Here is an 11,968-nt window from a genome sequence, read left to right as displayed (position 1 = left end):
ATTGTTTTTTTGCGCAACAATAGGATCTATTGATGAGAAAGTTCGTCCTTCCATTTGTTATCGCACTGCTGTGCCTGCACGGTTGTGCGGAAATGCCCGCGTACTCCAACGTCGATCCCGCCACGGCGGATGACGAGTCGCGTTATACCGTGGTCGAGACAGATACTTATGCGGACAGGGCCCAGCGTCACTTCGCCGATCTCCAGCCGGACCTGAACATCATAAGGATCAACGACAACAAAGTCGGCAACATTCCGTTCTCTACGTACTACTACAAGAACGACTCCCCGCAGCGCGCGGTGTTGAAGCCTGGCACCTACACCATCCAATTGGAATACCAGTTGCCCCGCTACTTCCTGTTTGCGGACCTGAAGTTCGAGGGCAAACCTGGCCAGAAAATAATGGCGCGCTCAAGGTATGTGGGCCTCAATCGGCTTGAAGTGTGGCTGGAGGATGCAGTCACTGGCGAGGTAGTGAGCACCCGCTTGCACTGACGGCCCACGTCCGTAGCACCAGCGTCGCTGCCCAGAAAATCGTTCAGCGGGTGTTTCGTTGTCTAGTGTTTTTCGAGGGCGGCTATTTCCTCCTGCTCTCGCGATTGCTTGACTCGTAGAGTGTTGAAAGAAGAGATTTGCAAAAAATATTCGTCATTTACATGTACCTTCCAGCAGCAAAGGACGCTTGATGAGAACCCCGCTACTCGCCCTTACCCTCGCAGCTCTATTGAGCGCATGCGCCATCCCTTACGAAACCCCGGAAGCCCGCGCCAATATTGAACGCGATCTGAAGCTCAGAGCAGACGAAATCGTCACTATCACCGAAACCAACTGGTGTTTATCTGCCTATGGTGATTTGCAAGTGTGCAGACCCAAGCAAGGCCTGGGTGTACTGACCAAGAGCAAGCTAGTGCTGGCCTTCTATAAGGGCGGCATCTACCAGCAAGCTGAAGTCATCAACGCCAGCGATGTGCAGTGTGCCCACCTGCAAAGTGGCAGAGCCGCAGCCGATACCTTCTACCTGTTCAGTGAACGTTGGGCCGCCATGCTGGCGCCAATTACCGTGGGAGGTGCCTTGGCCCTCGACAAGAAAGCCCAGTTCCTGAGCGTGCTAGTGCCGCCAAACACTGAGAGCTTCACGGCTGGGCAAGGAAATTTTATTCAGGTCACCGATCGCAAGAATTACTCGGCTGTGGCAGTTCCAGGTACCAAAACCTATGTAGGATCCAGCGAGAGTATTTACCAGATTTTTAATCCGTGTACGCAGGGAAAGAATCGCTCAGCCGGATCCTAAGTACCGACCTGACCTGACCTGACCTTTCGAGTGAAACAGTCCCAGCAGCAATTGCAGCGCAAGAATCCAATGCAGGCCCGATGCGCCGGGCCTGTCGAGAGCCGACAGTTACAGACGCAATGAAACAGAAGGACTGCATTGGGTCGATATCTGCCTTTCACAACAGGCAACAAACGGCCAGACCATCAGCCGCGATTTGTGCAACAAAGCCTTACCCACTGAAAAATCACCGCAGATTAAAAATCAATTTGCCTGCCGCCGATTTGAGTTTCCGTATCACTCTGACCGGCAACCATAGCCGAAGCGCTAATTGCATTTTGATTCGCCCACTCACGAAGTTTTGTAAACTCGTCTTTACGCATTTTGCTCATTGGTACTAAACGCGAAATAGTAGTTTCAAAATCAACCATAGTCAGGTCGCTTACATCACCGGAGCCATTCATCCGCCGTGAGAACGCTTCAATCAGCGAGTCCCCAACCCAAGCTTCGATTTCAGCACCAGAAAGCACAATGTCTTTACCAAAATTCGACTCGCCTCCTAGAGCAGCCAATCGATCCAAATCAAATTTTTCTGGGTCACGTTTCAATTTCTTCAGATGTATTTCAAGAATCTTCTTTCTTTCTAATGTCGATGGGAAGTCAACGAAAAATATTTCGTCGAATCGCCCCTTTCTCAACAACTCCGGAGGTAAGCTGTTGATGTTGTTAGCGGTAGCAAACACAAAAACAGGCGCCGTTTTTTCTTGCATCCAAGTCAACAGTGTGCCGAATACGCGTGTAGCCGTGCCACCATCAGATGCTCCTCCGGAAGAGCCGGAAAGTCCTTTTTCAATTTCATCGATCCATAGGATGCAGGGCGAAATAGCTTCGGCAGTACGTAGTGCGGAACGAATATTGGATTCTGAAGAGCCAACCACCCCTTGGAAGATTTTCCCCATGTCCAAACGCAATAAGGGCATGTTCCAAGACGACGATACGCATTTCGCCGTTAGAGACTTACCGCAACCAGGAACTCCAGTTAAGAGCAAACCCTTCGGGGTTCCGACACCGAACTCCTGAGCAATCTGCCCAAAACACTGGCTACGCAAATGGAGCCACTTCTTAAGAGTTGCCAGCCCTCCAACATCCTCAAGATTTACCTTTGAGTCGATGTATTCCAAGATACCTGTTTTCCGTATAATTTGTCTTTTTTCGGAAAGCAGATCTTTTACGGTATTTTCATTTACACTCAGACTGGATACCAATGAACGAGACAAGCTATTGTCAATTTCTAATCCCGTGAGGCCCAAAGCGGCATCAATGAGTTTATCTTTGGTTTCGCTAGAAAGATCAATCTTAACGCTGCTGTTGCCTTGCCAGGAATTAACAAAGTTATTTATCTGAGTCTTAACTTCATCTCTTGATGGCAAAGGAAAATCAATCAACGTGATTTCCTTTTGAAGATCATTGGCAATTTCAAAGCTGGGCGCCACGATAATGCAATTGCTTCGATATCCACGTGAGCGGATATTTATGGCTAAATCTCGAAGTCGACGACGATAGACAGGATTTGAGCTTGAGGAAAGGTAGTTATGAGCATCACAAAAAACAAAAATATTTTTGCTGCCCTCCTCCTTCGCCTTTTCTTCGCAAAAGTCCAAGGCCATTTTCAAATCAAAGGTTTTATCCCCAGCCACGACGCCATTTATCTGGACTCCTAGCGTCGAGTTCCAAACGAACAAACGATGGCCAAGCGCCTTGGCGATTTCAGAAACTTCAATGAGTGCACGCTCTTCCTCGAAAGTTTCAATGACCAAAATCGCATAACGCGCTTTGAGGTAATCTGTTATCTGCTTGGTACGGCTCATGCCTATTATCCCTGCGCTTGAACTGAGTTATACATGCATCGGAAGACCGGTTTTGGTAACACCAGATTTTGAAACAACAAACTCGACAACTCTTCTAGTACGGAAAAAGTCAATGTCGACTCTGTCGCTGGTTTTAATAATCTGCTTGTGCTGATAGGGGTGATTCGCGTTATGCCGATACCGACCAGCCAGCGTCAAGTCTACGGCTTTAACAACACGAATCATGGCTTCATTCTGGAATATCTCTTTTGGCGTATAGCCTGTATAAAGTATCCAGTTTTTCTCGCCATTGACGGCATGTATTAATTGCGCCAAGGCTGGCGCCTGGTCGAGCGGTTCCCCCCCAGAGAGGGTAACCCCAGCGATGTCCAGCGCATTTATCTTCTGTGCCAATTCATAAACAGGCATCAGCGTACTCGCTTCGCGAGCGTGGGTCTTCTGATTGAAGCACCCCTTACAATTCAGCGCACAACCCTGCACCCATAATGTCAAGCGCAACCCGGGGCCGTTAACGCTGCTCAATTCCATATGGTGTACATTGATTTCCATTTAGAAATTCGCACTGAGAATTTGAAGGGTTTGCTCTTCATGGACTACGGTATATTCCGGCTTCCACTCAGTCACAAGTTCCGCAGTAGGGCTAGAAAGTAGAGATTCAAGCTCTTCAGTAAGTTTTGTGCAAATATCGCCTTTCACGCCATGCACTTCCTCCGTAATTTCATCGCCCGTAAAGGTGACATGAATGCTGTATTCGTAGCTAGGTCCAAATTCAACCTCGAACCCTTGAAGAGTTTCTTTCACTCTTGCTGGAACACCTGATGCGTCTATGCGCTTGATGGTTTCATCGATGGCTACGCTGATGTACGCTTTCTGAAAGCTTAAAGCCAAATCAGCCATTATCGCTTCGTCGTCGGACGAAATAGTTCCCCGTTCGATGAGGAGTTTGTAGGAGCCCTCCTCAATTTGGCAAACAAATAGATTGAATTTATCAGCCGTTTGGCCACAAATAGCCCTAAATTGCTGCTTGCCCATATAGCCTATTTTGCTCAATACCTTTTTACTGAAGTCGCTGACAAATACGGAAACCAGACCAGTCGTTGGGCTTAGGCCCATCTTGCCGAACGCTTTGGCAATGGCTTCTTCATTAACATAAGAAAATTCAAACTTTGTACAATGAGACATTGTTAAAGCTCCAGCCTGCGACCGGGAACAACTTCTTCGGCGTTCTGGATAGCAATTATTACGTCAGGGGCTACCTCAATGTTGCGCATAGGCGCCGTGGATGCAAGCGCAGCCTCAGGCGCAACAATTTCTGAAACCGATGTTGGAGTTCCAGAGTTGACAACTACCCGACGTCTTTGTGCTGTCTGTGATGCACCACTACCACAAAGAAGACTTGCATCAATCGCTTCCAGCAGCCTTCTTATTACCAGAATGGGATTTGATGTGAGCTTTTCATATAGCCCAATGCGCAACAAAGCATCGGCTCCATCATTGAATTGCAATTTAACGAAGTAATTTTGATTTTCATCGCCAGCGATCCCAATGCGCGAGACCTGATTCAGATCCCGCGACAGCTTTCTCCAAAGATACCCATCAAACGACGCTACAATGAATTTTGTCGCTGTTGCGGCAAAAGCATTGCTACCAACTTCAACCTCGTCAGCATCAAAATTCTGGTAGCTGACCAGAATTTTCTCCCCCACAGAAAATCCCAGAGCGGTTGCCAAATATTCATTTGTCGAAAAATCGATATCTGCGTGAAATTTTAAGCTTTTTGACAGAACATAAAGGCTAAAGATGCCTACTAATCCATAGCCTATTGCTTTCAGCGCGTCTTCCGGTGCAAGAGCCACAAAAACTGCGAAAATAAAAACAATGATTCCGTAACCGTAATTTATGGCCGTCTTTGTACTGAGCTTTTTATTTCTATAAGCCTGAAATGTTTTGCCGGGAATATATTTTTTTGAAGGTGCAAATAGCAGGAGGCACACACCAAAAAAAATCAGACCAATAAGCCCCATTGCAGCCTGGCGCTTTTGCCCATTTTGCAACCCTTCAAGAAACATCCACGCACCGGTAACGATGAAAACAGGTAAGCATGCCAGTATTGCAAGTCCCGTTTTCTGACCTTTGGTGGCCATCATCATTTTCCACATCGGGATAGTCTTTATCATTCACAAACCTTCTAGAGTTGGTGCAGAAGCGCGTAGTGAGGGGCTGACTGTAGAACTACTCATTGATCTATGCTACATGACAATCTTTGCTTTATCACGCGCTAGGGATGGCCTGAAGTAGCCATACGTTTCGGGCTAACTTCGACCACTGCCGATTTTGAAAGTGGCGAGTCGATCCAAAACGCTCAGATCACTCACTCATTTCTGGTTTTTCAGCCGCAGCGAGCACCTCGCAGCGGCCATTCCCCGTATTACAGGCGCACCTCTCCTGCGTTGCTCTATAAATGTCGGCGGGCCATCCACAGATTTCCGATTTTTTAGTGGCCTGGGCTGTTGCAGTTACACATGCAGCAAGCACGAACGATTAAACACAATATTTCAAGGTAATTACCTTACGCTCAATACCTAACGCTTTGGCATCATCAATAGAGAGCATCACGGGTAGTTGGCTCCGCTACAGATCGTAGCTGCTGTGCACATTACACTCGAGCGGTAGCTCCGGCAAGGCGCCAAGCACTCGTTTGCGAATGCCAAGATCGGACTTCAAAAAACGCCTCCAGTTATTGAAACTGAACGGGGAACACTATCGGCATAGTTGTTGCGACACAAATCAGCTAACCCTGAAAAAGGCTATCAGTGCTAAAGCGCCCTGCGGAAACGATGATTCGGCAAGAACCCCTGTTTCGATTATCGTTTCCAGGTCTTACTTCAACCCGAAGTTACACTTCAGTTCGACGATACGGGCCCACGATGCTGGTGGGCCTCCGGAGTGGTTGGCCGGCCACAAACGACCCAAAGCAGACGGTGGTGGTAGACAGGAAATCGGCCAAAAGTGGTCGTTCAGGTCAGCCGCCGAATCGGTGAGACCCTTTAGTCATGCTCAATTAACAGGGATGGCATTTGGAGTTCCACCTCTTTACGGCACAACGAATGTCGACCGCATACCCCGTATGCGGCCTGCGTTCTCGGGTTCTTAGCGATGTCTAGGGTCGACGATTAGTAGTTCCCTGCCCAGATTCCTGGACGCCGGGCATTCCAAGGCAAAGCACGCTCCAACTGCGCAGCCAGTTGCAGTAACAGATCTTCGCGGCCATAGCCTGCCCCGAACTGCATACCAATAGGCAAGCCATTCGTCGAGTCGTGCGCCAGAGGCATCGACATGGCTGGGCATCCGCTGACGTTGAAAACTGCGGTGAATGGGGAGTGATCGAACACTCTCGCCATCCAGCCGCGCCCATCAAGTGTTTCTTGGCCTGCATTGTATTGGCCAATAACTGGCTGAGCATTGGGTAGCGTCGGGGTTAGAAGCACGTCGTAGTTGCTGAACAGTTGGCCCATGTTCCGGGTCACGATATTGCGTTGGTACATCGCGCCCAACAGTTCGGTCGCGCTTAATTCCTGGCCGAGCCGGTATAAAGCGAGTGTTGCGGGCTCAAGTGTGGACTCATCAATGCCTCGGCCAGTTACAGCCGCAATCGCGTCAACCCAAGCAGCTGTGTTGCTGGACCAGAATCGTGCATTGAGTTCCACAAACGCTTCCCAGCTCAGACCGATATCAGCGATTACGGGCGTGACATGATGGCCTAGGTTTTCAAGTGTCTCGCAGACCATTTTTAAACTGGCGCTCACCTCGGGTGATGTCAACAGACCGTTCAGGGCATGTTCTTGCACGGCAATGCGCAGAGACCCGGGCTCGCGATTCAGCAGCGACATGTAGGCTTGGTTCGGTGGTGCAATGTGGAAAGGATCGCCCACAGCTGGGCCGTGCACAGCGTCCAGCAAGCTGGCGGTATCCCGAACCGAACGACTCAGGACACCGTGCACAGCGAGCCCAGCCCACACTTCATCTACATCAGGGCCCATGGGTAAACGGCCACGACTTGGCTTCAAGCCGAACAGCCCGCAGGACGCAGCGGGTACTCGTATCGAACCGCCGCCATCAGTCGCATGAGCCACCGGCACTACACCTGCAGCCACGGCGGCCGCCGAACCACCGCTGGAGCCACCGGCACTGCGAGTCAGATCCCATGGATTGCGGGTCGGACCGTCCACACGGTTTTCTGTAGTCGTGCTGGCGGCCAGTTCTGGAGTGGTGGTGCGGCCAAGTGTGAGAAGGCCGCTACGGCGGAATCTACTCATCAACTCTGAATCTGAATCGGCAACGCAGCCCTGTGCAAGCCGGCTACCCAACTCATTGCGACGATTACGCGCAGTCAGCCCCAGATCTTTAACCAGCATCGGCACACCTTGCAGTGGGCCTGCCTGGGCCTGTGGCTCGTCTTCCCAGGTTTCGATTACCGCGTTGATGTGAGGGTTAAGCGCCTTTATTGCGCAAAGGGCAGCGCTTCGAACTTCGACTTCGCTGATTTGGCGGTCGGCAATCAGAGCTGCCAGGCCCACGGCGTCATGTTCAGCGTACTCGGAAAGATTCATACATATCTCCTGTGATGAGTGACCTATACTAATAAGTATCGTACGATACTTGTTAGTATCATGCGATACTGTGTAGTATCGATGTCAAGCAGAATTCGATTTCCAGAGAGTGTTAGCCGTGGAAAAGCCCATACGTCCTGAACGCATCGCACAGTTGCCACCCCGTGAGCGCATCATCGATGCCGCTCACGCTCTATTTTTCGAACAGGGCATTTCCCGAGTGACAGTGGACGCCATTGCCGCTTTGGCGGGTTCAACAAAAATGACGCTGTATCGGCATTTCGAGACAAAGGATTTGCTGGTACTGGAGTGGTTGCGGCTTCTCACTGAGCAGTACAGCGCGGTGCTTGACGATCTCGCAGAACAACTGCCTGGTCAGCCCGTTATGCAATTATTGGGATTTGCCGAATTCATCGCGGCGGATCTAGAAAAATCGGGTTATCGCGGTTGCCCGTTCACTAATAGCCTGGCTGAGCTCGCAGACCAGTTGCATCCTGCTCGGCTGTTGATCGAGGCGCATAAACGGCGTCAGTTTCAGCGAGTAGCAGAATTGTGTGAGGAGGCGCGGCTGGCAGACCCACTCGACAAAGCTCAGGAGCTGACCCTGCTACTCGAGGGTGCGCAGGTCGTGGCTCAGAACAAGGGAATGTCCGATGTGGCCAGCCAGCTTTTGAGAATGGTACGTAAGCGTCTTGGAATATCCGCGTGAATAAAAAACAGGCCTACTGGTGAACGCATCAGCAGTTGACCAAGGGGCAAGCTTGTCGATTGGTTGCTCGCTCCGAGTATCTGAGGGCGAGCGTCCGCTTCTGGCCGATTGCGCCCCTCCTTGACTGGCGGCTATGGGTCGTTCGCTGCCCCTCGCGATAGGTCGTTATCAACCATTTGATGTGTCTACACCGTTGAGGAATACCCGCCCAGCTAACGTCCGTACAAACCCGGGAAACGTATCAAGCCAGCAACTCGCTAATCCACCGCGCCTGCCGGGCAACATCCTGCACCTTCTCCTCAGGCACAGCCTGCCGCGCGCGGGCGAACTGGGTCAGGGTCTGTTGCTTGTGGCGCAGGATGCGCTGCCATTTGACCAGGAACGCCGGGGTGCGTGCCTGCATCTGCAGCGGGCCGAAGTACAGTTCTTCGGCGGTGTACGTCACCGGTCCGGCGCGCTCGGCGACGATGATTTCGTAGTCGAAACGGTTTTCGCGCAGCACTTCCTCGCAGAGGATGCGGTAGCCATTTTCCATCAGCCATTGGCGCAGTGGCTGCTCGCCACCGTTGGGCTGCAGGATCAAGCGTTCCAGGCCGCTCAGGTGCGCCTTGCCGCTGTCGAGGATGTCGCGGATCGTCTCGCCGCCCATGCCGCAGAGGCTGATCGCGGTGATCCCGTCGCCCGGTTCGATTGCCGCCAGGCCATCGGCCAGGCGCACGGTGATGTGCTGGTCCAGACCGTTTTCGCGCACGGTGCGTTCGGCCGAGTGGAACGGTGTCAATGCCACCTCGCCCGCCACCGCCGATGCGATGGCGCCACGGCGCATCAACGCCACCGGCAAGTAGGCATGATCCGAGCCGATATCGGCCAGGCGCGCACCGGCTGGCATATGCGCAGCCACGCGCTCCAGGCGCATGGACAATGTCTGTTCGTTCAACTGCAGTTCCTTTTCACCACGGATGTCCGGCACCGTTGGCATGAGTGCGGGCCGCACATGATGCTTGGTGAGGGTGGCAGGGTAAAGCGCCGGCGCGGGTTGTGTGATGAACTGCCTGTCGTCTCGCCTTCGGGTAGACAGGCTCGAACGGTTGAATCGCCCTACTCCCGATCTTTCGTCGTACGGATGAGGTTGCCCCGTAACTTCACGATTGCCTGCTGCAATTGCACGAAGTCGTCGGCATCCAGACCGGTTTGCGGGAAGCCGTCTTCGGACAGACCTTCACGCAATTTTCGCCCCTCTTTTGTGAGGCTGATCCGCACTTGGCGTTCGTCTTCCGGGTCGCGCTGGCGCAGCACATAACCCATGGCTTCCAGCTTCTTCAGGATCGGAGTGAGGGTGTTGGATTCCAGGAACAGTTTTTCGCCGAGGCTGCCAACGGTCTGGTTGTCTTCCTCCCACAGCGCCACGAGGGTGATGTATTGCGTGTAGGTGAGTCCGAGCCGTTCGAGCATTGGCTTGTAAGCCTTGCCGAAGGCGAGGTTGGAGGAATAGACCGCAAAACACAGGAAGTCGGAAAGTTTCAGGTCGAGGGCGGATGTCTTTTCAGTGGGTTTCATGAGCATTCTCCGGGCCAAAGACAAATGGATCGCAAGGCCCGACTATACATCGCATGCGATGGTGTCGGAAGTGCTCGTTCCTCTGATGTTCGTTATCCACGTGCAGCAGGCCCCGTCGAGTGTCACCCCTCACCCGGGTGACACAAGAATTGACCAGCATGCGAAACGGAACCGGCGACGGCTACCAGCGCCGTCACCGGTTCAACCTCTCAAGCCAGCCGATTACAGATCGGTGATTTCCTTGTGGCGCGGTACCAGCAATTTCATCACGCTCCACGCCACCAGGTAGGCCACCGCACAGATGGCGAACATGATCATGTAGCCGGTGTGAATATCGTTGATCGATTTGTAGTAGTCGAACACCCAACCGCCAAGCTTCGTCATCGCAACACCGCCCATGCCGCCGGCCAAACCGCCAATGCCGACCACTGACGCGATGGATTTTTGCGGGAACATGTCAGACACGGTGGTGAAGATGTTGCACGACCACGCCTGATGCGCCGACGCCCCGATGCCGATCAATATCACCGGTACCCAAAAGCTGATGTAACCCAGTGGCTGAGCCAGCAACACCAGCAGTGGGAAGAAGGCGATGACCAGCATGGCTTTCATCCGGCCGTCATACGGCGCATCGCCACGTGCCATGAAATAGCTCGGGAACCAGCCGCCGCCAATACTGCCGACCATGGTCATGCTGTACAGCACGGCCAAAGGCAACACGATGGCCGCGCCCTTCATGCCGTACTGCGCCGACAGGTAGGTTGGCAGCCAGAACAGGAAGAACCACCACACACCGTCGGTCATGAATTTGCCGAAGGCGAACGCCCAGGTCTGACGGTAGGTCAGCAACTTGAACCACGAGACTTTTTTCTCGGCAACGCCCGGTGCAGGGGTGGCAATCACCTGCGCATCGCTGCGGATGAAGGCCAGTTCCTCTGCCGAGAGGCGTTTTTGATTTTCAGGTTTTTCGTACAGCGCAATCCACACGGCCACCCAGACAAAGCCCAGCATGCCGATCACGATGAACGCCGCTTCCCAACCCCACAGGGCGGCAATCAGCGGCACGCAGATCGGCGCCAGGATCGCGCCCACGTTGGCGCCGGAGTTGAAGATACCGGTGGCGAAGGAGCGTTCCTTCTTCGGGAAGTATTCGGCCGTAGCCTTGATCGCAATCGGGAAGTTACCCGCCTCGCCTATCGCCAGCACGGCGCGGGACAGCATGAAACCGGCGATAGAGACCGGGATCACGGCAAGGCCGAACGCACTGCTCACCGCCGCGATGCCCTCGCCCATCGGCACTGAAAAGGCATGCATCATGGCGCCGGTCGACCAGACAGCGATCGCGATGATGTAGGCCTTCTTGGTGCCGATCTTGTCGACGAAACGGCCGGCAAACAGCATGGAAATCGCGTACACAAACTGGAAAACGGAAGCGATGTTGGCGTAGTCGCTGTTGCTCCAGCCAAATTGCGTCGACAGATCCGGCGCCAACAGGCTGAGCACCTGGCGGTCGAGGTAGTTGACGGTGGTGGCGAAGAACAACAGTGCACAGATCGTCCAGCGATATTTGCCGACGGACTGGCCGACACGTTGCGCATTGATGGGCTCGTTCAGATTCATGGCATCACTTTATTATTGGATTGTGGTGATGATCTCTCGGTTTCAAGCGAGATCAATTCTTACGCGCAGCGAACTGCTCTGTGGCTATCGTCAGACGAGTAGCACGTGCAATCGGGGGGTATCTACAGATAACGGGGATGACTGAGCACCTGGGCAGGCAATCAGGACCGGACCACAAGAAGCGGTATGTGGGAAGGCTGGAAAGCGGATTGAGTTCATGATGGGACCCGGTTTTTGTTTTTAGGGGTGTAACATCGTATGTCGTCGTACAACTGCGCCTTTTATAACGACTCCCCTACCCGGCTGTCAATCCGGAAAATGGCCGTTCGTCTCGA

11 protein-coding genes are annotated in these 11,968 nt (G+C 52.7%); 3 read left to right on the top strand and 8 right to left on the bottom strand.

Translation table 11 applies throughout. The features are described 5' to 3' along the window. Nucleotides 1–32: 32 nt before the first annotated feature. Both IB246_RS01820 and IB246_RS01815 read left to right on the top strand, forming a co-directional pair. Entirely contained in the window at nt 33–494 is a 462-nt protein-coding gene (locus IB246_RS01820) for a hypothetical protein (RefSeq protein WP_008044183.1), read from the top strand. Nucleotides 495–684: 190 nt separating this feature from the next. Beyond that, nucleotides 685–1,290 carry a hypothetical protein gene (locus IB246_RS01815; RefSeq protein ID WP_008044181.1) on the top strand — a complete coding sequence of 202 codons (606 nt, stop codon included), beginning with the start codon at nt 685–687 and terminating at the stop codon, nt 1,288–1,290. A 236-nt stretch (nt 1,291–1,526) separates the two neighbouring features. On the opposite strand, the gene IB246_RS01810 is transcribed toward IB246_RS01815, so the two are convergent. The 5 genes from IB246_RS01810 to IB246_RS01790 form a co-directional block, all read right to left on the bottom strand. Further along, complete coding sequence (locus tag IB246_RS01810; protein WP_008044180.1) at nt 1,527–3,137, bottom strand: AAA family ATPase; 1,611 nt, start codon at nt 3,135–3,137, stop codon at nt 1,527–1,529. 27 nt (nt 3,138–3,164) lie between these two features. Beyond that, on the bottom strand, nt 3,165–3,686 hold the full coding sequence (locus IB246_RS01805; protein WP_008044179.1) for a 4Fe-4S single cluster domain-containing protein: 522 nt from the start codon (nt 3,684–3,686) through the stop codon (nt 3,165–3,167). Next, complete coding sequence (locus tag IB246_RS01800; protein WP_008044178.1) at nt 3,687–4,319, bottom strand: DUF2997 domain-containing protein; 633 nt, start codon at nt 4,317–4,319, stop codon at nt 3,687–3,689. It lies immediately after the preceding gene. A 2-nt stretch (nt 4,320–4,321) separates the two neighbouring features. After that, complete coding sequence (locus IB246_RS01795; protein WP_008044177.1) at nt 4,322–5,314, bottom strand: hypothetical protein; 993 nt, start codon at nt 5,312–5,314, stop codon at nt 4,322–4,324. Nucleotides 5,315–6,310: 996 nt separating this feature from the next. Further along, nucleotides 6,311–7,747 carry an amidase gene (locus tag IB246_RS01790; RefSeq protein ID WP_192229987.1) on the bottom strand — a complete coding sequence of 479 codons (1,437 nt, stop codon included), beginning with the start codon at nt 7,745–7,747 and terminating at the stop codon, nt 6,311–6,313. A gap of 118 nt (nt 7,748–7,865) precedes the next feature. On the opposite strand from IB246_RS01790, the gene IB246_RS01785 reads away from it, so the two are divergent. Then, entirely contained in the window at nt 7,866–8,456 is a 591-nt protein-coding gene (locus tag IB246_RS01785) for a TetR/AcrR family transcriptional regulator (protein WP_008038793.1), read from the top strand. A 241-nt stretch (nt 8,457–8,697) separates the two neighbouring features. On the opposite strand, the gene IB246_RS01780 is transcribed toward IB246_RS01785, so the two are convergent. The 3 genes from IB246_RS01780 to IB246_RS01770 all read right to left on the bottom strand — a co-directional run bounded on the left by IB246_RS01780 (nt 8,698) and on the right by IB246_RS01770 (nt 11,633). Next, complete coding sequence (locus IB246_RS01780; RefSeq protein ID WP_318652991.1) at nt 8,698–9,393, bottom strand: tRNA (adenine(22)-N(1))-methyltransferase; 696 nt, start codon at nt 9,391–9,393, stop codon at nt 8,698–8,700. A 161-nt stretch (nt 9,394–9,554) separates the two neighbouring features. Further along, nucleotides 9,555–10,013 carry a MarR family winged helix-turn-helix transcriptional regulator gene (locus IB246_RS01775; protein WP_008033385.1) on the bottom strand — a complete coding sequence of 153 codons (459 nt, stop codon included), beginning with the start codon at nt 10,011–10,013 and terminating at the stop codon, nt 9,555–9,557. Nucleotides 10,014–10,235: 222 nt separating this feature from the next. Further along, entirely contained in the window at nt 10,236–11,633 is a 1,398-nt protein-coding gene (locus IB246_RS01770; RefSeq protein ID WP_008033386.1) for an MFS transporter, read from the bottom strand. Nucleotides 11,634–11,968: the final 335 nt, after the last annotated feature.

The organism is Pseudomonas sp. PDM01, from assembly GCF_014852325.1.
Taxonomy (GTDB): Bacteria; Pseudomonadota; Gammaproteobacteria; order Pseudomonadales; family Pseudomonadaceae; genus Aquipseudomonas; species Aquipseudomonas migulae.
The sequence above is the reverse complement of the archived record's forward strand: the minus strand, read 5'-3'. Positions and strand labels throughout refer to the sequence as shown.